The 18,184-nt window shown below is 66.5% G+C and carries 23 protein-coding genes; 11 read left to right on the top strand and 12 right to left on the bottom strand.

All coding sequences use genetic code 11. The features are described from left to right. The first annotated feature begins 125 nt into the window (after positions 1 to 125). Complete coding sequence (locus BLS81_RS07205) at positions 126 to 935, top strand: DNA adenine methylase (protein ID WP_093222647.1); 810 nt, start codon at positions 126 to 128, stop codon at positions 933 to 935. 174 nt (positions 936 to 1,109) lie between these two features. Beyond that, entirely contained in the window at positions 1,110 to 1,370 is a 261-nt protein-coding gene (locus BLS81_RS07200; protein ID WP_143023311.1) for a hypothetical protein, read from the top strand. Between the two features lie 586 nt (positions 1,371 to 1,956). Here the strand turns inward: BLS81_RS07200 and BLS81_RS07195 are convergent. Next, on the bottom strand, positions 1,957 to 2,649 hold the full coding sequence (locus BLS81_RS07195; protein ID WP_143023310.1) for a helix-turn-helix domain-containing protein: 693 nt from the start codon (positions 2,647 to 2,649) through the stop codon (positions 1,957 to 1,959). Between the two features lie 454 nt (positions 2,650 to 3,103). Between BLS81_RS07195 and BLS81_RS07190 the strand changes: the two genes are divergently transcribed. The 3 genes from BLS81_RS07190 to BLS81_RS07180 are packed head-to-tail and all read left to right on the top strand — an operon-like array spanning position 3,104 to position 6,216. Next, positions 3,104 to 4,690 (top strand): MFS transporter, encoded by a 1,587-nt coding sequence (locus BLS81_RS07190; RefSeq protein WP_093222643.1) that lies wholly within the window; start codon positions 3,104 to 3,106, stop codon positions 4,688 to 4,690. Positions 4,691 to 4,732: 42 nt separating this feature from the next. Next, positions 4,733 to 5,491 (top strand): NUDIX hydrolase, encoded by a 759-nt coding sequence (locus tag BLS81_RS07185; protein WP_093222641.1) that lies wholly within the window; start codon positions 4,733 to 4,735, stop codon positions 5,489 to 5,491. Next, positions 5,491 to 6,216: an extensin-like domain-containing protein gene (locus tag BLS81_RS07180; RefSeq protein ID WP_093222640.1), complete on the top strand. Its 726-nt coding sequence runs from the start codon at positions 5,491 to 5,493 to the stop codon at positions 6,214 to 6,216. Before BLS81_RS07185 ends, BLS81_RS07180 begins: the two co-directional genes overlap by 1 nt. A 134-nt stretch (positions 6,217 to 6,350) precedes the next feature. Here the strand turns inward: BLS81_RS07180 and BLS81_RS07175 are convergent, their stop codons facing one another. The 4 genes from BLS81_RS07175 to BLS81_RS07160 form a co-directional block, all read right to left on the bottom strand. Next, positions 6,351 to 6,902: a hypothetical protein gene (locus BLS81_RS07175; protein ID WP_093222638.1), complete on the bottom strand. Its 552-nt coding sequence runs from the start codon at positions 6,900 to 6,902 to the stop codon at positions 6,351 to 6,353. Positions 6,903 to 7,141: 239 nt separating this feature from the next. Continuing rightward, a complete protein-coding gene (locus BLS81_RS07170) occupies positions 7,142 to 7,375 on the bottom strand; it encodes a hypothetical protein (RefSeq protein ID WP_093222637.1) in 234 nt (77 codons plus the stop codon). A 61-nt stretch (positions 7,376 to 7,436) separates the two neighbouring features. Next, on the bottom strand, positions 7,437 to 8,219 hold the full coding sequence (locus BLS81_RS07165; RefSeq protein ID WP_093222635.1) for a transglutaminase-like domain-containing protein: 783 nt from the start codon (positions 8,217 to 8,219) through the stop codon (positions 7,437 to 7,439). Positions 8,220 to 8,298: 79 nt separating this feature from the next. Then, positions 8,299 to 9,033, bottom strand: coding sequence for a Bax inhibitor-1/YccA family protein (locus tag BLS81_RS07160; RefSeq protein WP_093222634.1), 735 nt, complete (start codon positions 9,031 to 9,033; stop codon positions 8,299 to 8,301). A gap of 123 nt (positions 9,034 to 9,156) precedes the next feature. On the opposite strand from BLS81_RS07160, the gene thpR reads away from it, so the two are divergent. Next, positions 9,157 to 9,696, top strand: a complete 540-nt coding sequence (gene thpR, locus BLS81_RS07155; protein ID WP_093222632.1) for an RNA 2',3'-cyclic phosphodiesterase — start codon at positions 9,157 to 9,159, stop codon at positions 9,694 to 9,696. A 108-nt stretch (positions 9,697 to 9,804) separates the two neighbouring features. Here the strand turns inward: thpR and BLS81_RS07150 are convergent, their stop codons facing one another. Together BLS81_RS07150 and BLS81_RS07145 are read right to left on the bottom strand one after the other, a co-directional pair. Beyond that, on the bottom strand, positions 9,805 to 10,923 hold the full coding sequence (locus BLS81_RS07150) for a M14 family metallopeptidase (RefSeq protein WP_093222631.1): 1,119 nt from the start codon (positions 10,921 to 10,923) through the stop codon (positions 9,805 to 9,807). Further along, positions 10,920 to 11,537 (bottom strand): hypothetical protein, encoded by a 618-nt coding sequence (locus tag BLS81_RS07145; RefSeq protein WP_093222629.1) that lies wholly within the window; start codon positions 11,535 to 11,537, stop codon positions 10,920 to 10,922. The genes BLS81_RS07150 and BLS81_RS07145 overlap by 4 nt, the downstream gene beginning before the upstream one ends. Before the next feature lie 210 nt (positions 11,538 to 11,747). On the opposite strand from BLS81_RS07145, the gene ykgO reads away from it, so the two are divergent. From ykgO to BLS81_RS07120, 5 genes are all read left to right on the top strand, one after another. Continuing rightward, positions 11,748 to 11,873, top strand: a complete 126-nt coding sequence (gene ykgO / locus BLS81_RS07140) for a type B 50S ribosomal protein L36 (RefSeq protein WP_069205031.1) — start codon at positions 11,748 to 11,750, stop codon at positions 11,871 to 11,873. A gap of 11 nt (positions 11,874 to 11,884) precedes the next feature. Continuing rightward, positions 11,885 to 12,490 carry an HAD family hydrolase gene (locus tag BLS81_RS07135; RefSeq protein WP_093222969.1) on the top strand — a complete coding sequence of 202 codons (606 nt, stop codon included), beginning with the start codon at positions 11,885 to 11,887 and terminating at the stop codon, positions 12,488 to 12,490. Between the two features lie 30 nt (positions 12,491 to 12,520). Beyond that, complete coding sequence (locus BLS81_RS07130) at positions 12,521 to 12,664, top strand: DUF2256 domain-containing protein (RefSeq protein ID WP_093222628.1); 144 nt, start codon at positions 12,521 to 12,523, stop codon at positions 12,662 to 12,664. A 75-nt stretch (positions 12,665 to 12,739) separates the two neighbouring features. After that, entirely contained in the window at positions 12,740 to 13,036 is a 297-nt protein-coding gene (locus BLS81_RS07125) for a type II toxin-antitoxin system Phd/YefM family antitoxin (RefSeq protein ID WP_093222626.1), read from the top strand. Next, on the top strand, positions 13,033 to 13,431 hold the full coding sequence (locus tag BLS81_RS07120) for a type II toxin-antitoxin system VapC family toxin (RefSeq protein ID WP_093222625.1): 399 nt from the start codon (positions 13,033 to 13,035) through the stop codon (positions 13,429 to 13,431). Before BLS81_RS07125 ends, BLS81_RS07120 begins: the two co-directional genes overlap by 4 nt. Here BLS81_RS07120 and BLS81_RS07115 read toward each other — a convergent pair. From BLS81_RS07115 to BLS81_RS07095, 5 genes are all read right to left on the bottom strand, one after another. Then, positions 13,428 to 13,889, bottom strand: coding sequence for a MarR family winged helix-turn-helix transcriptional regulator (locus tag BLS81_RS07115; RefSeq protein ID WP_093222623.1), 462 nt, complete (start codon positions 13,887 to 13,889; stop codon positions 13,428 to 13,430). The genes BLS81_RS07120 and BLS81_RS07115 overlap by 4 nt on opposite strands. Before the next feature lie 31 nt (positions 13,890 to 13,920). Further along, on the bottom strand, positions 13,921 to 15,204 hold the full coding sequence (gene hmgA, locus BLS81_RS07110; RefSeq protein ID WP_093222622.1) for a homogentisate 1,2-dioxygenase: 1,284 nt from the start codon (positions 15,202 to 15,204) through the stop codon (positions 13,921 to 13,923). Between the two features lie 121 nt (positions 15,205 to 15,325). Further along, positions 15,326 to 16,381 (bottom strand): 4-hydroxyphenylpyruvate dioxygenase, encoded by a 1,056-nt coding sequence (gene hppD / locus BLS81_RS07105; protein ID WP_093222619.1) that lies wholly within the window; start codon positions 16,379 to 16,381, stop codon positions 15,326 to 15,328. Between the two features lie 155 nt (positions 16,382 to 16,536). Beyond that, entirely contained in the window at positions 16,537 to 17,607 is a 1,071-nt protein-coding gene (locus BLS81_RS07100) for a glycosyltransferase family 2 protein (RefSeq protein WP_093222617.1), read from the bottom strand. Between the two features lie 45 nt (positions 17,608 to 17,652). Further along, complete coding sequence (locus BLS81_RS07095) at positions 17,653 to 18,183, bottom strand: DUF1003 domain-containing protein (RefSeq protein ID WP_093222613.1); 531 nt, start codon at positions 18,181 to 18,183, stop codon at positions 17,653 to 17,655. Position 18,184 lies beyond the last annotated feature (1 nt).

Below are 18,184 nucleotides of genomic sequence, written 5' to 3'. Positions count from 1 at the left end.
GCGGGGGAGGCCGGATGGCAGTCCGGCCAAACCGACGAGGGATGATCTCGCCACGACACGATCGGCCATCGGCCGTCCCGCACCCGGCGCGCCGGGCGGGGATCCTAAAGAGCGAGAAATCCAACATGTACACTATGACCGACGTCGATCCCGTGATGCCCGCTGCCGGATATATCGGTGGCAAGCGCAATCTGGTGAAGCGGCTTGTCCCGCTGATCGACGGCACGCCGCACGACAGCTACGCCGAACCCTTCGTGGGCATGGGCGGCATTTTCCTGAAACGCCGGCGCCGTCCGCGCGCCGAGTACATCAATGACGTGTCGGGCGATGTCGCGACCTTCTTCCGCGTGCTCCAGGAGCACTATGCCTATGTCATCGACATGCTGCGGTTCCGGGTCGCGAGCCGCGCCGAGTTCGAACGATTGAAGGCACTGCCGCCCGAGCGGCTCACCGATCTGCAGCGGGCGGTTAGGTTCCTCTATCTGCAGCGCCTGGCGTTCGGCGGTAAGGTCGAGGGCCGGATTTTTGGCGTAGATCCCCGGCAGGGCGCGCGGTTCAACGTCAATCGACTCGAGCCGCTGCTCGCGGAGATCCACGATCGGCTTGCCGGCGTCGTGATCGAGCAGCTCGACTATGGCGACTTCATTCGCCGCTACGACACGCCGGGAACGCTGTTCTACCTCGACCCGCCGTATTGGGGATGCGAGCGCGACTATGGGCAGGACGTGTTCGGCCGCAGCGATTTCGAGCGCCTGGCCGCGCAGCTTGCCGGCATCAAGGGCAAGTTCCTGCTGTCGATCAACGACACGCCTGGCGTCCGGGCGACATTCGCGGGCTTCCGCATGCGTGAGTTCGAAACGACGTACACCATCACGGCTGGCGCGAGCACGAAAGCGGCCGAGCTGCTGATCGGCAACTTCGAACCCGGTTCGTAAGTCCCGACGCGGGCGGGGCGGCGACGTCACGCCCGCGTCGATGCCGGCCTCGCCGAACAGCGGACCAATGGGCGTTGGCAGTTCGTCCCGATCGGGAACGCCCGAACCAGTATCGCCGTAAAGGCGGAAGGGCGGCGGGTCGGGCAGCTCGCTCAGGATTTGGTAGCCGGCGAAGTGATCGGCCAGCAGATATGCGGCAGTCCATCGCGCGCGGTGCCGCACCTTTTCCTCGCGCGAGGTGAGGTCCACGCGAAGCGTATGCCGCCAGCCATCAATGGACTTGGCCAGCACGGCCGCCAGCTCTTTGCCGTTGAGCGGGGCAGGCTCTCCATCTGGAAAGAAGTGAAAGCGGCACAGCCTCTCGGCAACCACGGCCGCGCCGATCTCGACCCAGCGCGCGCGTCGCTCAGCGTCGAGCGCCAGGCCGTTGCGTAAGGATGGCGTCCATCCACGCGTCGAGTCGAAGAGGTGATAGAGCAGCTCGTCATGCCGTACTTGGCGCATATCGTTCTCCCGAATTAGGTAGAGAACAAAAGCGGTACATTTCCAACAGCGCAAGGTCGCTTCATCGCGCAATGAAATTACGCGCAATAAAATTTCAAAAATCGACGATCACGATTTTTCGGCGCGACCCCCGGCGCCACCCCATTTCGCGCGCTGCGACCCCCGCCTCGCCCGCGCACTTTTCGTGTCGCTAATGATGCAGACGATGGTTGCCCCTGGCGCCGGCCGTCATCCCGCTTCGAGAGGCCGGGAATTGGACGACGAGTGCGATGCGGATTGATGCACCTACTGCATCGATTTTAGCCGCGGCGACCCCCTTGCAACGGGCTATCGGCTGGCGGTGCAATGGCACACTTCCTGCTCCACCCCCACGCCAAGCATGAGGGGCGGCGCAGCCGACCCGTCCGACCGCCTGGGCTTGGCGGTCGGGCTGGGGAGGGCGATCCATCTCCAGGGTGGGGGTGATCAAATTAGCGCGTGCCGCAGGCACTCCTTTCATTCTTAATCTCTACAGGGCCTATTTGAGGCCGCCCGGAGGATTTGCACTCTCTAGATCTGCGCGCATGCCGTGTAGCAGATCGCGGAGCTCGGGATCCTTAATGCGGGCAACCGACGCTTCGACCTCCTCGGCCGACTGACACTTTTGGCGGCGGCGATCGTTTGTCGCACGTTCCTCCGGTGAGGTCGGGCGCCGCATGACCTTGCGGATGATGTCGCGCGCGCGGCCCGGCAGTGTCAGGAAGTAGGCGTTGCTGATCTGCTCGACATATTGGTCCGGGCGCTCAGGATCCTCGACGATCTGGGTACGTCGAACCCAATCGAGGAAACCTTGCTCCTTCAGCCGCTGTAGCGCCGCTGCGACCGCGCTACGTGAATGGTGAATTTGATCGGCCAGCCATTGGATCGAAGGATCGAGCCGTCCATCGGCCCGGCCGCGCAGACGCAGCAGGAAGCGCAACACCTTGAGACCGATATGACCAAGGGCGCCGTTGCGTTTGCCAGGCGCCTTGGTGTCGTGCTCGAGCTTTTCGGCCGACGCCATGCGGGCGTTGTTCTCCGAGCGATCGAACATGTTGTGCATCTTCCAGAGCCGCTGTTCGCGCTCGCCAGCGTGGCGGCTGTTGCGACGAACGGGCTGGCGTGTGCGCGGCGCCGTACGAGCGCCCCGAGCCAGTGCTGCTGCGAGCGCGCCGATCGGTCCCGCGCTCACCGGCGGGTCTCGTTGACGATGAAGAGTATATACGTGTCGGTAACAGACATCGCTCGGCCCCAGGCTCGAAGTCGATGGACGCACGAAACCGTCGGCTGTCCGGCATTTGGACAGCCGCGCAGATCGCATCGAGGGGATTGCGCGCCCAGCAGGGCACGCGATCGGGGCGGGCAGAGAGCTTCGGCGCACCTTCGGCGTTAGCCGGGGAAGGGCACGCTTTTTCGCGGGTTTGACAGACCGGCTACGATGGTCGCACTATTCGAAAACTGGCTGATTTTCGTGACATTGCGTTTGTTGACATCGCAGGGGTCGCAAGTTCAATCCTTGCCACGCCCACCATTAAAGGGCCGCTGATCCGCCGGATCCGCGGCCCTTTTTGCTGCGCCCGGCTTGCCGCCGTCGCGTGCGCCGCTAAACATCCGCGCGGGGCAGGGGAGACGCGGACGTGGCGACGATGGCAGCAGAGGCGGGGGTGATCGAGCCCACCCGGCGCGACATTCAGCGTGTCATCGCGGCGTCGTCGCTCGGCACCATGTTCGAATGGTATGACTTCTTCATCTACGGCACGCTCGCCAAATATATCGGGCAGGCGTATTTCCCGACCGATAACGTTACGGTGCAGACGCTGCTGACCTGGGCGGGGTTTGCGGTCGGGTTCGGCTTCCGGCCGCTCGGGGCGATCCTGTTCGGCTTCCTCGGCGATCGGCTCGGGCGCAAATATACGTTCCTCGTCACGATCGCGCTGATGGGGCTAGCGACCGCCGGGGTCGGGCTGGTGCCGTCGAGCGCATCGATCGGGCTGGTCGCGCCGCTGATCGTGATCGGCTTGCGCATATTGCAGGGGCTGGCGCTGGGCGGCGAATATGGCGGCGCGGCGATCTACGTCGCGGAGCATTCGCCGCCGGGCAAGAGCGGCTTCTACACCAGCTTCATCCAGGCGAGCGTGGTCGGCGGCTTCCTGCTCAGCCTGATCGTCGTGCTGTCGGCCAAGGCGCTGATGCCGGCGGCGACATGGGCGGCGTGGGGCTGGCGCTTTCCCTTCATCTTCTCGCTGGTGCTGCTGTCGATTTCGCTGTGGATGCGACTCAAGCTCTCCGAAAGCCCGGTGTTCCGCGCGATGAAGGACAGCGGCGAGACCGCGGCGAACCCCTTCGTGGAGAGCTTCACCTTTCCGGGCAACCTCAAGCGCATCTTCGTCGCCCTGTTCGGCATCTCGGCCGGGCTGACGGTGATCTGGTACACCGCGATGTTCAGCGTGCTGGTGTTCCTCGGCACGATGCGCGTCGATGATACCGCCGCGCAGATCATCATCGGTGTCGGCGCGGCGAGCGGGGTGGGGTTCTTCGTGCTGTTCGGCTGGCTGTCCGACCGGATCGGGCGCAAGACGCCGATCGTGGTCGGCTATGCCGCGACGCTGTTGCTGCTGTTCCCGATCTACTGGATGATGGGCAGCGCCGCTAACCCGGCACTCGCCGAGGCGTCGCGGCGTGCGCCGGTGGTGGTTTCAGGTCCGCACTGCAAATATGATCCGTTCGCTGCGAAGCAGCGCGACGCGTGCGGCAAGCTGCTCGATTACGTCTCGAAGCGGGGGGTGCCGTACCGCAAGGCGCGCACCCCGGTGACGCTGGTGCTGATCGGCGGCGAGGCGGTGCGCGACACCAGCCCGGCGGGGCTCGACGCCGCGCTGACACGCGCCGGCTACCAGCTCGACAAGGTCGTGCCGTCGGCGGGCAATATCGTCGTGATGCTGATCGCGATCCTGATGCTGGGGGCGCTGTCGGGGCTGACTTTCGGCCCGGTGGCGGCGCTCCTGTCGGAAATGTTCCCGCCGCGCATCCGCTACAGTTCCATGTCGATCCCGTATCATATCGGCACCGGCTATTTCGGCGGATTCCTGCCCTTCATCAGCCAATATATCATCGCGCGCACGGGCAATCCCTATTCGGGGCTGTGGTACACGATGGCGGTGGTGGCGATGGCGTTGCTGGTGACGATCTGGGGGCTGGGCGAGACGCGCGCCGGAACGGCGGAGGTCGAGTAGCCGGATTGCCGCGCGCCGTGCGCCGCCCTAGACCGGCTGGCGATGGATGATGCGCACACACCGATCCCCGCCGCGACGCTGGTGATCTTTCGCGATCGGGATGGTGCCGCGCCGGATCTGCTGATGGTCGAGCGCGCCAAGGCGATGGCGTTCGCGGGCGGCGCGACCGTGTTCCCCGGCGGCCGCGTCGATCCGGGCGACCATGCGCTGGCGGCGCGGTTCGGCGGCGAGCCCGAGGACATCGCCGCGCGTATCGCCGCGATCCGCGAAACGATCGAGGAAGCGGGGGTGCCGATCGGCCTCACGCCGATGCCCGACGCCGACGCCGTGACGCGCCTGCGGGCGGCTCTACACGCTGGCGCGACCTTCGGCGCGGCGCTGGACGCGCATGGCTTCACGATCGATCCCGCGCCGCTGGTGCCGTTCGCGCGCTGGGTGCCGACGCATCCCGCGCGGCGGGTGTTCGACACGCGCTTCTATCTCGCCGCGCTTCCCGGCGGCGCGCCCGAGCCGACGGTCGATGCGACCGAGAACACCCACGTCTTTTGGGCGGGTGCCGGGCGCGTGCTCGATGACGCCGCGTCGGGGCGGCGGCATGTCATCTTCCCGACCCGCCGGAATCTCGAACGGCTCGCGCGCTATGCCAGCTTCGCGCATGCGCACGCCGACGCGCTGGCCTATCCGGTTCGCACCGTGTCTCCGTGGACCGAGGAGCGGGGCGGGGTGCCGCATCTCTGCATCCCCGACGATCTCGGCTATCCGGTGACGGCCGAGCCGCTGGCGGACGCGAAGCGCGGGTGATGGCGGCACTTCGACGCGCCGCGCTGGCGGTGCTGGTCGCGGCGCTGCTGCTGGTGCTGATCCTCGCCGCGATCGCCGGCTTGCGTGCCAATCCGGAGGATCTGCCTTGGACACCGCTGCACCTGAGCCAGCCGGTCGGCCTGTTCACCGGCCGCAAGCTCGCCGGGCTGCACGGCAAGGGCCCGAAATGCGAGAAGCTGCTCACCGAGGCCGGGGTACGGTTCGAGGCGGCGCCGCCGATCACGGACGGGATATGCGGCTATGCCGATGGCCTGCGCCTCGCGGCCGGCGGTGCGCGTCGCATCGCGCTCGCGCCGGCGGGGCCGGTGATGGCGTGCCCCGTCGCGGCCGGGCTGGCGATGTGGGAGTGGAATATCGTCCAGCCCGCCGCGCAGCGCTATCTCGGCGCGCCCGTGGTCGCGATCGAGCACCTCGGCGCCTACAATTGCCGGCCGGTTCGCGGCAGCAGCACGACGCTCAGCGAACATGGCACCGCCGACGCGATCGACGTCTCGGCGTTCCGGCTGGCCGACGGCACGCGGATCACGCTGAGCGGCGATTGGAAGGGCGACGGCCCGCGCGCGACCTTCCTCCACACCGTCCGTAACGGCGCCTGCAAACTGTTCGCGACCGTGCTGTCACCCGAATACAACGCCGCCCACCGCAATCATCTCCATCTCGACCAGGCGCCGCGCGGCGCGATGGGCTGGCGCGCGTGCCGGTGAGGTGAGTTACCATATTTCCCCCTCCCGCTCGCGGGAGGGTTAGGGGAAGGGCTGTCAACCGCCGGTACGCTATTGGACAGGCCCTCCCCCGACCCCTCCCGAAAGCGGGAGGGGAGGAGATCAGGAATTGTCGTTCAGTTCCGCACCGCGTTGGGTTCGACCTTCTCGACCCATTTCGGATAGAAGGCCGGCTGCCGGTTCGACCAGCCCGATGCGGTCGCCGCGGCTTCGCTGATCGACTGGAGCAGCTTGCGCCGGAGATCGGGGTGCAGTTGCGGCAGCGCCGCCGCCGCGCAGAAGGCGGCGGGTAGCCACGGCCGCACCTCGGCACCGATCAGGCGCTCGTACAGGAAGCGATAGGCCGAAAAGGTGGTGAGCCGCCCTTGGCCGAGATCGAACGCCGTCACCGTCATCAAGGGGCCGAGGAACGGTTCGATCGCATCGAGGCCGCTATCGTCAGGGATCATCAGCCGGATGTCCGGAAGCCGGCTGTAGAGCCGCGCCTGCGCGCGGATGCTCGCCGCCTCGACAACGTCGCGCGACCAGCGGCTCATCGCATCGTCGCGGTCCAGACCGATATCGAGCGACCGGCGCACATAGCGCTGAGTCGCCGACGAAAACCCCGCGAATTCCTTCATCTCCGCCAGCGTGACCGCACCATTTGCCGGCTTCATGCGCGCACCCATAAATCCACCCCGCTCGACCGTTGAACCGGGCGAGAATGCGCCGAGATGGTTGAGGCCATGCTGAACGCACCGTCGCCCGATATTCACATCGCATCATATTACGTGTTGCGATGCAACAAAGGTTGCGACGAACGGAGATCGAACTGCAACGTTACGGTAACGCGGGCGACATTTGTGTCTGGGCAGGCGACTTGCATCACGTTGCCGCCCCCGCCGACAGGCGGCGGGGGCGGAGCGCATCAGGCGGATTTTTCTTGCTGCAGCTTGCGTTCCGCGTCCTCGTCATAGCCGGAGGAGGCTGGCGGCGCGTCGTTGCTCTTGGGCTGGCTGGTCGAGGGCGGATCGCTCGCGTCCATCGATTCATCCAGGCCGCGATCGAGCTTGGCCTCGGCATTGGCCGGGTCGCGCTCGAGTCGCGCGGTGATCGACTCGTCCCGGCCCGCATCCTTGCGGGAATCGTCGTCCTCACTCATTGCCGTTCTCCTAGCGGTTACGTGGGTAGAACGACCGAAACACAGGCCGCGTTCCAGCGGCTCATTCGTCGAGGCAAGTGACGACGATCTGCTGCTGGTTGAGCATCGCGGCGCCGAAGGTGGTCATGAAGGCGATGTCGGTGGCGTCGCGCCCGACCGCGATCCGCACCAGATCGCGCGCGCTGCCCATGCCGGTCGCGTCCACCAGCCGCCACGCCCCATCCAGCCATAGCTCGGCGACCGCGTGGAAATCGGACGGCTCGACGCCTGGCCCATAGGCCGAGACACAGCGCGCGGGGATGCCGCCGGCGCGGGCGAGCGCGACGAGCAGATGGGCATAGTCCCGGCACACGCCCTGGCGATTGGCGAAGGTCATCAGCGCCGTGGTGGCGCCGGTGCTGCTGCCCGTGGCGTAGGTGAGGTGATCGCCCACCCATTCGGCGAGCGCCGCGGCGAGCGCACCCCCGCGCAGGCCCGCGAACGTCTGTTCGAGGAAACCGTGGAACTGGTCCGACTCGCAATAGCGGCTCGGCATCAGGTATGGCACCGCCTCGGGCGGCAGCAGCCGCGGCGCGGTCTCACCGAGCGACGCGAGCGCGACATCGTCGCGCTCGATGGTCACGACCGCCTGATAGGTGGCGTGGAAGCGGTTTTCGGCAAGCGCCCAGCAGCGGACGCCGACGCCATCCGCGCCCGGCATCCCGCGCAGCGGCTCGTTGCTGGAAACCCGCAGATCGTCATAGTCCAGGTGCTGGTCCGCCATCGCCGCCGCCTGAACCAGCAGCAGCATGTCGGTCGCGCCGTCGATATCATAGTCCAGTTCGACGTCGATCTTGAGGCGCATCGTGATCCTTCGGGGCAAGCGAAAGGCCCGGCGGATCGCTCCGCCGGGCCCTCGCGATATCAGCCGTTCGTGACGCCGCTTAGTTGCGGTTGCCGAACAGACGCAGGATGAACAGGAACATGTTGATGAAGTCGAGGTAGAGGCTCAGCGCCGACATGATGATCGTGTGCTGCTCGGCACCGGTGCCCGCCACCTGCGCATACAGGCTCTTGGTCCGCTGCGTATCGTAGGCGGTGAGGCCCGCGAAGATCAGCACGCCGACGAAGCTGATGACCAGCTCGAGCGGACCCGAGCGGAAGAACAGGTTGAGCAGGCTCGCGACGATCAGGCCGACCAGGCCCATGATCAGGAAGGTGCCCATCGCCGACAGGTTGCGATTGGTGGTGTAGCCGTAGAGGCTGAGGCCACCGAACGCCGCCGCCGCCGCGAAGAACGCCTGCGCGATCGCGACCGGCGAGTAGACCAGGAAGATCGTCGATAGCGAGAGGCCCATCGCCACCGCGAAGCCCCAGAACATCGCCTGAAGCGCGCCGGCGGACATGCGGCCACCGCCGAAGCTCATGCCGAACACGAAGCCGAGCGGCGCGAAGCTGATGACCCACTTGAGCAGGCCGGGGCCGCCGAACACCTGCGCGGCCATGCCGCTGGCGACGAAGCCCAAGGCGACGATGCCGCTCAGCAGCACGCCCGAGAGCATGTAGTTGTAGACCGACACCATATAGCGGCGCAGACCCGCGTCGAACGCGCCTGCGCGCGCCGCGGAGTCCGCCCCGAAGGGGGCTGCGCCGGGACGGGGATCAGACCAATTGGCCATTGTAGTACATCTCCTTGGACCGGCCATGTGCCGGTTCTTCGCGAATATCGGCGTTTGCGAGGGGGTTTTCAAGCAAATCCGCCTAAGGAGGATGTCGTTGTCTTCTGTTAATGGTGTGTTGCCATGCATCGACTTTTTGTTGCTCTCCGCCCGCCGCGCGCGATTCGCGAGCACCTCGCCGAAGCGATGCACGGCATCGCCGACGCGCGGTGGCAGGACGACGACCAGTTACACCTGACGATCCGCTATATCGGCGAGGTGGACCGGCGCATGGCCGAGGATGTCGCGGCCGCGCTCGGCCATGTCCATGCCGGCGCGATCACGGCGGCGGTGGCGGGGGTGGGTGCGTTCGAGCGGCGCGGGCGCGTCGATGCCGTGTGGGCGGGGCTGACGCCGCATGATGCGCTCGCGGCGCTCCACCGCAAGGTCGATCACGCGCTGGTGCGGCTCGGCCTGGCGCCCGAGGGCCGCGCCTATCTGCCGCACATCACGCTCGCGCGCGTGCCGCGCATCGCCGATCCTCAGGAGATCGAGCGCTGGCGCGCGGCGCAGGCGGGGCTGGCGAGCGCGCCGTTCGCGATGGAGCATCTGATCCTGTTCGAAAGCACGCTCGGCAGCGAGGGGGCGCGCTACGACACGGTCGCGCGGTGGCCGCTGGGGTGAGCCGACCACCCGTTCGTCCCGAGCGAACTCGAGAGACATGCCTCATGCAATACGCACGGTGTCTCGACTGCGCTCGACACGAACGGATGGTCGGGCAGTCGGCGGCGCTCAGATCCCGTCGATCATGTCCGCCAGCACTTCCAGGCACGATCCCGCAAGCCGTTTGCACCGCTCGGGCGACCAGCCGAAGTCGGGATCGGCATTGGCGTCATGGTCCTTGAAGGGCATCTCCAGCGTCATCGCCACCGCGCCGAAGCGGTTGGCGAGCTGGTTGGTCGACATGGTGAGATTGGCCTTGCCGGGCGCCGATTTGCCATAGCCCTGCTCCATCTGGAAATCGGGCGTATGCGCGGTGAGGCGGCGCTGGAAATCGTAGAACTTTTCGCCCTGCGCGTCGGTCCAGTTGGGAATGCCTTCGAACCCGGCGATGAAATTGGCCGGGATCGATTCGTCGCCGTGAACGTCCATCGCGAAGGCGACGCCGGTCGCGTCCATCGCGTCGCGCACGCACAGCACCTCGGGGCTCCTCTTCAAGGTCGGCGCATGCCATTCGCGGTTGAGGTTCACGCCCGCCGCGTTGGTGCGCAGATGGCCGCGGAAGCTGCCGTCGGGGTTCATGTTGGCGACGATGTGGAAGGTCGCCTTGGCACGCAACGCCGCCGTCACCGGGTCGGCGGCGTCGGTGAGGCGTTCGAGCGCGCCCTCGATCCACCACTCGGCCATCGTCTCGCCGGGGTGCTGGCGCGCGTAGAGCCACACCGGCTTCGGCCCGTCGCCGAGCGTCAGGCAGTCGATCGCGCGCCCGTCGAGCGTCTGGCCGAGCTCGCGGTGGGTGACGCCGGGTTGCCGCGCCATCCGCGCGATCAGGGCGTCATGCCGGTCCATCGTGTACGGCGCGAAATAGGCGAACCACACGAGATCGTTGCTCCCGTCCGAGCCGAACTCCAGCGCGCCATCGGCATAGCGGGTCGGCGCGAGCCGCCACGTCTCGCGATCGGTGCTCATCCGCACCTTGTAGCCCGGCCAGCCCGGCGGATAGGCCGATCCGGCGGCGTTGACGATCCGGTAGGTGAGCGCGCGGCCGCGCGCACCCGCCACCCGGAAGTGGAACCACTGGTAGAAATCGCTGTCCTTGTCGGTGACGATTTCCAGCGTGACGACATCGCCGTCGATCCCGACCACGCGAATGTTGCCGCTGTCGAAGGCGGCGTTGATGCTGATGCTCATCGTACCGTGATAGTGCTGCCCGATTTGCCGGGGAAGCCCCGGAACAGGGCATCGGCGAGTTTGTGCGCGGTGACGTCCGCTTGCGCGGCCGCCGCCGTCTCGGGGGTGGCGGTGCGCGCGCGGCCTTCCCACACCACGGTCGAATCGCTGCGGCGTTTGATCTGCACCGACAGTTCGGTGAGGATCACGTAGCGCTGTTTGGGCTTGCCGATCGGGAACGAGATGCCGCCGCCGAGGCCGACCCCGCCGCCGCTGCGCCGCCCGCCGGTGAAGCCGCCGCCGCCGAGACCCAGCGATACGCCGGAGCGCTGCGCCGGGCCGTCCTCCTCGGTGGTGCGGGCGAAGCCCACGATGGCGAGGAACTGGCCGGGTTCGCCCGCCGCCGGCACGCCATAGCCATATTTCAGCGCCTCGGTCTGCACCGCGGCGGCGTAGGTCTTGAATTCGAGGCTGGCGGGCGAGCCTCCCGGCATGGGTTGGACGGCGAGCGTGCCGGTCTCGAGCGGCTCGCCGATGTTGAAGCGGGTCACCTGCACGGGGCTTCCGCCCGTCGTCGCGCAACCCGCGAGCGCCAGCGCGGGGAAGGCCATCGCCGCTGCAATCAAGGCTTTCATTATCGTGATTCCTTACCCTTACGAACGCGCTCGTTACCCTGGTGGAACGCTCACGCGGCGTTATCGTATCCCGCTTGAGCCGCAAGGATTTGTCAGCAATGTGTCGGCGGCATGAGATTTTTACCGGGCGCGCCGCCTTGACTTGGCGGGGGCGCGACTATAGGCGAGCGCCTCTTTTCACGAACCCCTGAACCAAGAAGCGAATCGATCATGAAGATCCGCAATTCCCTGAAGTCGCTCAAGGACCGGCATCGCGACAACCGCGTGATCCGTCGCCGTGGCCGCACCTATATCATCAACAAGACCAACCGCCGCTTCAAGGCCCGCCAGGGCTGATCGTGGCGGCGATGCCGTCTGTCGTCATTTTCGACGTCGGCAATGTCCTGTTCGACTGGAACCCACGGTTCCTCTACGAGCGCCTGATCGACGACGATCGGGCGCTCGATGCGTTCCTGCGCGATGTCGCGACCAAGGAATGGCATTTCCAGCATGACGCTGGCCGTCCCTTCGCCGAGACCTCGGCGGAGCTCGCCGCCGCGCATCCGCAGCATAGCGCTCTGATCGCCGCCTGGGGGCCGCGCTTCATCGAGCAACTCGGCGATATGCTGCCGGGCATGCGCGAGATCGTCGAGCAGCTCGATGCGCGTGGCGTGCCGCTTTACGCGATCACCAATTTCTCGGGTGAGTTCTGGCCCCCATTCCGCGATCGTGAGGCGGACATCTTCGATCGTTTTCGCGACATCGTCGTCTCAGGCGACGAACTGCTGACCAAGCCTGATCCCGCCATCTATCATCTCGCGCTCGACCGGTTCGGAGTCGCGGCGGCTGATGCCGTGTTCATCGACGACCGTGCCGACAATGTCGCGGCGGCCAATGCGGTCGGCATCCACGGCGTGCTGTTCAAGGATGCCGCGACGCTGCGCGCCGATCTCACCGGCTTCGGATTGCTGTAGACGCACGCGCGTCCCGTGCGTTCAGGTGGAATGGCGCACAAAAAGCTCAACCTCCCGACCGAGATCTGCGCTGCGTGCGCGCGGTCGTTCGCGTGGCGCAAGAAGTGGCAGCGCGATTGGGACAACGTCAAGTTCTGCTCTGACCGCTGTCGCGCGCAGGGCGCACGCGAATAGCGCAGGCGCTGTTACGCCGACTCGATTGCGCCGGCCGTCCGTTTGGTGTACACTGCGTACACAAGGAGTTTGGCGATGGAAATGTCGGTACGGGAAGCTCGCGCGAATTTCGCCGCGGCGCTGGACGCTGCGGCGAAGGGCGAGCAGGTCATCATCACCAAGAACGGCGAACCGATCGCCGAACTCGGCCCGCCGCGCAAGAAGAAGGGCGGGTTCGACTTCGAGCTCAACGAACGCGTCCGCAAGGAACTTGGCCTCGACAAATATGACGGGCCGCCACTCGACGATGCGTGGCTGGAAGAGTTCAACGACGCGGCTTGGGGTCGGGAGTTGTTCGGGCTTGGCGATGATTGGCAACCTGGTCGTAAATGAGGCTGTTGCTGGATACCCACATTCTGCTTTGGATGGCGCGATTCCCCGAGCGGCTGAACCGACGCGAGCGAGACGTCCTTGCCAATGAGGGTGTTTCGCTGCTCGTTTCGGTTATTTCTATCTGGGAAATCCGGATCAAGTGGCAGAAGTTCGATCGCAATGGTGTCCGAAAGGGTGTGCTTTCTCCGGATGACGCACTTGCTTACGTAGCGCGGCATGGCCTAGAGCTCGTTCCGCTATCGGGCGCGGATTGCGTGATACCGCTCGATCCCGGCTTGGAACACAACGATCCCTTCGACGAGATGCTGCTTGTGCATGCGCGAAGGGTTGGTGCCAGGCTGCTGACGCGCGACCGCCAGTTGGTTGCACACCCGCTGGCATTCATCCCCGCCTAATCGCTACCTTCCGCGTCCACGCCCAAAGCCACCGCATCGATCTCCCGCAGCATCGCGACGAAGTCCGCCACCCGTGCCGCATCGAAGCCGCCGAAAATGCGGCGCTCCAGCTCCAAGGCTTTGGGCGCGACCTGTTCGTAGAGCGCCTGCCCGGCCGAGGTCAGCCGCAGCAGATGCGAGCGGCGGTCCCCGGCGTTGGGGACACGCTCGACAAGCCCGCGTTCGACCAAGGCAATGGCAGCGCGGCTCACCGTCACCTTGTCCATGCGGGTATTCGCGCCGATCGCCTGCTGGGTGATGCCGTCGCTTTCCGCGATCACCGCGACCAGTCGCCATTCGGGAATCGTGAGCCCGAACAGCGCCTGATAGGCGCGCGCGATCCGGTCGCTCACCAGGTTGGAGGTGAAGGAGAGCCGGAACGGGAGGAAATCGTCGAGCTTCAAGGCGGCGTTAGGCATCGCATCAGCCTAAGCGGCCGCGCCGCCGGGTTCAACCGGCGGGCAAACTCGCCTTGGGGAAGCCCGCCCACGCCGCATCGTAATCGGGCTGGGCATGTTCGAGCGCGAAGCGCGTCGGGCGATAGGGCCAGCAGCTTTCGACCATGAACGCCATCGTGTCGGTGATCTTGCGTGGTTGCAGTTCGGCCTCGCTCGCCGCGCGCCAGCTCGCCACGTCCGGGCCGTGCCCGGCCATCAGATTGTGCAGCGACAAGCCGCCGGGCGCGAAGCCCTCGGCCTTGGCATCATAGGCGCCGGTGATGAGGCCCATGGCTTCGGACATCACGTTGCGGTGGAACCAGGGCGGCCGGAACGTATCCTCCGCGACCATCCAGCGCGGCGGGAAGATCACGATATCGGCGTTGGCGCGGCCCGGTACATCCGAAGGCGACGTGAGCAGGGTGAAGATCGAGGGATCGGGATGATCGAAGCTGACGCTGCCGATCGTGTTGAACCGAGCGAGGTCATAACGCCACGGCGCGAGATTGCCATGCCACGCCACCACGTCGAGCGGGCTGTGATCGAGCGCGGTTATCCACAGAGTTCCCAACGCCTTTTGCACAAGCTCGCACGGTGCATCGACATCCTCGAACCACGCCACCGGCGTCTCGAAATCGCGCGGATTGGCGAGGCCGTTGGCGCCGATCGGGCCGAGATCGGGCAAGCGGAACAGCGCGCCGTGGTTCTCGGCGATATAGCCGCGCGCAGCCCCATCCGGCAGCAATGCGCGGAAGCGCACGCCGCGCGGCACGAGCGCGATCTGGCCGGGCGCGACGTCGATTTGGCCGAGTTCCGTCAGCAACGTGAGGCGGCCGGCTTGCGGCAGGAACAGCAGCTCGCCATCAGCATTCACGAACGCGCGGCGCGTCATGTCGCGGTTGGCGGCGTAGAGATGGACCGCCACGCCCTCCAGATCGGCGGGGTCGCGGTTGGCGAGCATCGTGGTGATGCCGTCGATCAGGTCGGTCGGCTCGGCCGGCGCGGCGATCGGCGACCAGCGGAGCCGGTTGGGCGCCAGCGGCGTGTCGCTGGTGCCCGGCGCGAAGCGGGGCGCGCCCGCGTAACGCGTATAGGGCGGATGCTCGGCCGATGGGCGCAGCCGATAGAGCCAGCTCCGCCGGTTCTCGTGGCGCGGCGCGGTGAAGGCGGTGCCCGAGAGCTGCTCGGCATAGAGGCCGAAGGCGGGGCGCTGCGGCGAGTTTCGCCCGATCGGCAGCGCGCCGGGCACCGCTTCGGTGGAGAAATGGTTGCCGAAGCCGGTGAGATAGTCGGTCAATTCGCGACTCCTTCAAACGCCCCGTTCGTCCCGAGCGAAGTCGAGGGACGGCCCCGCGCGCCACGCCATGTGTCTCGACTGCGCTCGACACGAACGGCTGTGGACGCAGAGGGAGTTGGACTTACCCCTCCACCGTCACCACGCCGCGCCGGATCTGATCGAGTTCGATCGACTCGTACAGCGCCTGGAAGTTACCGTTGCCGAACCCTTCATTGCCCTTGCGCTGGATGATCTCGAAGAAGATCGGGCCGAACATGTTCTCGGTAAAGATCTGGAGCAGCAGCCCGTCCGTCTCGACATCGCCGTCGATCAGGATGCGATTCCTCTTCAGCCGTTCGAGATCCTCGCCGTGGCCGGGGACGCGCTTATCGACCAGTTCGTAATAGGTCTCGATCGTGTCCTGCAACCGCACGCCGCGCGCGCGCAGCGCCTCGACGGTGGCGTAAATGTCGTCGGTGGTCAGCGCGAGATGCTGGATGCCTTCGCCGTTATACTCGCGGATGAACTCCTCGATCTGGCTCTTGTCGTCCTGGCTCTCGTTGAGCGGGATGCGGATCGCGTGATCGGGCGCGATCATCGCCTGGCTGAACAGCCCGGTCGCCTGACCCTTGATGTCGAAGAATTTCTGTTCCTCGAACCCGAACAGCGTGCGGTAGAATTCGCTCCACACCCGCATCTGCCCGCGCCGGACATTGTGGGTGAGGTGATCGAGCAGGTCGAGGCCGACGCTGTTCGCGGCTTCCGCCTCGCGCCAGCCGGGGAACTCGGCCCAGTCGGCGTAGAGGTCGATCCCGTCCTGGATGAAATACAGATACGAGCCGCCGATCCCCTGGATGACGGTGTCGTCTTCCTCGGTCGGCTTGGCGCCATTGGCGAGCGCCCATTCCATCGCCTTGGCCGGATCGGCGACGCGGAACGCCATCGCGCTGGCCGAGGGACCATGCTCGCCGCGGAACGCGGCGACGCGGCCGGCCTCATCGCGGTTTATCATCAGGTTAATGCGCCCCTGCTTGTAGCGGGTGACGTTCTTGCTCGGGTGGCGGTGGGTCGGCGTGAAGCCGAGTTGTTCGAACAGCCGGCCCATCCCCTCCGGATCGGGCGAGGTGAACTCGACGAACTCGAAGCCGTTGAGGCCGAGCGGGTTGTGCGGCGAAGCGGGGGCGGCATCTTGTATCATGTGATACTAGATATGCGTGAAGGCAGATGGTGTCAAACGCAACCATCTCACTTCGCCCGCCAAGATCGTCGCCCCGGCGCAGGCCGGGGCCGTTGAGTTTGGGGCAACCGCCTAGCCAAGCAACCTAGCGGCCCCGGCCCGCGCCGAGGCGACGATCAGGCTGGGCGCCGCCTCTGCCGCGCGACATTGCGCGCGCCGCCGACGATTCTCGAGAGGATCAACTCGTCGAACCCGGCATAGCCCAGCCCGAGATGATCGGGCCGCACGCTCGCGGTCGCGATCAGGCCGAGCGCGCCCGTGCGCAGGCCGATACGCCCGACCCGCGCCCAGCGCCGCGCCGTCTCCCAGCGCAACAGCCGGCGGCTGGCGGCATCGGGGCGCCGCGTCTCGATGAAATGGGTTTGCAACCGCACCAGCGCGTCGCCCAGCCGCCGCAACGTCGCGCGGTCGGGTACGGGAATTTGCCCCATCACATGACGCACCAACAGCGCCGCGACCGCCTCCGCCTCGTCGCCAAGGTGGTCGCGGTGGGCGTCGGCGAGGATCGACACCGAACAGGCGCGCAGTTCCTCGACACGGCGCTGCGACAGGCCGCCGCCATGCCGGCGATAGGTCACCAGTTCCGCGTCGAGCCGCGCGATCGTGCCGAGCCGCGCGATGCGATGATAGAGATCATAATCCTCGGCGCAGATCAGCTCGGGCCGCATGAAGATGTCGAGCTTGCGCGCGGCCTCGGCGCGTATCATCACCGACGACCAGACCAGCGGGTTCTCGATCCTGAGCAGCCATTCGATCACGCTGGGCGTCGTCGCGGCGGCGAGCGTCGCGGGCAGGATCGCGCCGTCTTCGAGGATGTTGGCGGCGGTGCCGAGCAGCACCGTGTCGGGATGCGCGTCGAGATAGGCGACCTGTCTGGCGAACCTTTCGGGGTGGCAGAGATCGTCATGGTCGAGCGCGGCGAGATAGCGCCCGCGCGCGTGCGCAAACGCGGTGTTGCGCGCCAGCACGACGCCCTGGTTGGCGGCCGATTCGATCACGCGGATGCGCGGATCGCCGATCGCCCTCAGCACCGCGACGCTGTCGTCGGTCGAGCGATCATCGACCGCGATCAGTTCGAAATCGCCGAACGTCTGCGCCTGTAGCGCCGCGATCGTCTCGCGCACCAGCGCCGCGCCATTGTGGATCGCCATCAGCACGCTGATCGTCGGGGCGGGGGCCGGTATCATCGCGGGCGGTGTATCGCAGGCGATGCTAAAAACCCGTTACGGCGGCTATTCCCCGCTTTGCGCGACGAGGCCGAGCCGCGCCTCGATCCGGTCGAGCCGCTCGGCGATCGCCATGTCGATCTTCTCGTGCAGCCGCAGGATCTCCAGTTCGGTGCGCAGGTTCACCTCGTAATCGAGGCTCGCGGCGAGCCGGTCCTTTTGCGACTGTCGGTTCTGGCTCATCATGATGACCGGCGCCTGGATCGCGGCGACGGTCGACAGCATCAGGTTGAGGAAGATGAACGGATACGGATCGAACGCGAGGCCCCAGCGCGTCAGCACGTCGCTGTTGAGCAGCATCCAGGCGAGCAGGATGATCGTGAAGATGATGATGAACGACCACGAACCGCCGATCGCCGCGACCTTGTCGGCGAGCCGCTCGCCGTAGGTCGAACGTTCGTCGGCGACATCGGCGGCGTCGCGCGCGATCGGCAGCCGCGACTCGATCTTGTCGAGGACGTTGCGCTCCTCGGGGTCGAGCGCCTGGCGGTGGCGGCCGGGGAACATGCGGGCGAGGGGGTTGTATTGGGAGGCCATG

The organism is Sphingomonas sp. NFR15, from assembly GCF_900103265.1.
GTDB classification, from domain to species: Bacteria; Pseudomonadota; Alphaproteobacteria; order Sphingomonadales; family Sphingomonadaceae; genus Sphingomonas; species Sphingomonas pollutisoli.
Note: the sequence above shows the minus strand (reverse complement) of the source record. Positions and strands in the feature narration are given on the sequence as shown.

Bases quoted from the DNA above. Each gene is read 5' to 3' on its own strand.
- BLS81_RS07185 (WP_093222641.1), top strand. From the start codon at position 4,733: ATGGATGATGCGCACACACCGATCCCCGCCGCGACGCTGGTGATCTTT.
- BLS81_RS07095 (WP_093222613.1), bottom strand. From the start codon at position 18,183: ATGGCCTCCCAATACAACCCCCTCGCCCGCATGTTCCCCGGCCGCCAC.
- thpR (WP_093222632.1), top strand. From the start codon at position 9,157: ATGCATCGACTTTTTGTTGCTCTCCGCCCGCCGCGCGCGATTCGCGAG.
- BLS81_RS07190 (WP_093222643.1), top strand. From the start codon at position 3,104: ATGGCAGCAGAGGCGGGGGTGATCGAGCCCACCCGGCGCGACATTCAG.
- BLS81_RS07125 (WP_093222626.1), top strand. From the start codon at position 12,740: ATGGAAATGTCGGTACGGGAAGCTCGCGCGAATTTCGCCGCGGCGCTG.
- BLS81_RS07120 (WP_093222625.1), top strand. From the start codon at position 13,033: ATGAGGCTGTTGCTGGATACCCACATTCTGCTTTGGATGGCGCGATTC.
- hppD (WP_093222619.1), bottom strand. From the start codon at position 16,381: ATGATACAAGATGCCGCCCCCGCTTCGCCGCACAACCCGCTCGGCCTC.
- BLS81_RS07130 (WP_093222628.1), top strand. From the start codon at position 12,521: ATGGCGCACAAAAAGCTCAACCTCCCGACCGAGATCTGCGCTGCGTGC.
- ykgO (WP_069205031.1), top strand. From the start codon at position 11,748: ATGAAGATCCGCAATTCCCTGAAGTCGCTCAAGGACCGGCATCGCGAC.
- BLS81_RS07160 (WP_093222634.1), bottom strand. From the start codon at position 9,033: ATGGCCAATTGGTCTGATCCCCGTCCCGGCGCAGCCCCCTTCGGGGCG.
- BLS81_RS07115 (WP_093222623.1), bottom strand. From the start codon at position 13,889: ATGCCTAACGCCGCCTTGAAGCTCGACGATTTCCTCCCGTTCCGGCTC.
- BLS81_RS07205 (WP_093222647.1), top strand. From the start codon at position 126: ATGTACACTATGACCGACGTCGATCCCGTGATGCCCGCTGCCGGATAT.
- BLS81_RS07165 (WP_093222635.1), bottom strand. From the start codon at position 8,219: ATGCGCCTCAAGATCGACGTCGAACTGGACTATGATATCGACGGCGCG.
- BLS81_RS07145 (WP_093222629.1), bottom strand. From the start codon at position 11,537: ATGAAAGCCTTGATTGCAGCGGCGATGGCCTTCCCCGCGCTGGCGCTC.
- BLS81_RS07175 (WP_093222638.1), bottom strand. From the start codon at position 6,902: ATGGGTGCGCGCATGAAGCCGGCAAATGGTGCGGTCACGCTGGCGGAG.
- BLS81_RS07150 (WP_093222631.1), bottom strand. From the start codon at position 10,923: ATGAGCATCAGCATCAACGCCGCCTTCGACAGCGGCAACATTCGCGTG.
- BLS81_RS07100 (WP_093222617.1), bottom strand. From the start codon at position 17,607: ATGATACCGGCCCCCGCCCCGACGATCAGCGTGCTGATGGCGATCCAC.
- BLS81_RS07135 (WP_093222969.1), top strand. From the start codon at position 11,885: ATGCCGTCTGTCGTCATTTTCGACGTCGGCAATGTCCTGTTCGACTGG.
- BLS81_RS07170 (WP_093222637.1), bottom strand. From the start codon at position 7,375: ATGAGTGAGGACGACGATTCCCGCAAGGATGCGGGCCGGGACGAGTCG.
- BLS81_RS07180 (WP_093222640.1), top strand. From the start codon at position 5,491: ATGGCGGCACTTCGACGCGCCGCGCTGGCGGTGCTGGTCGCGGCGCTG.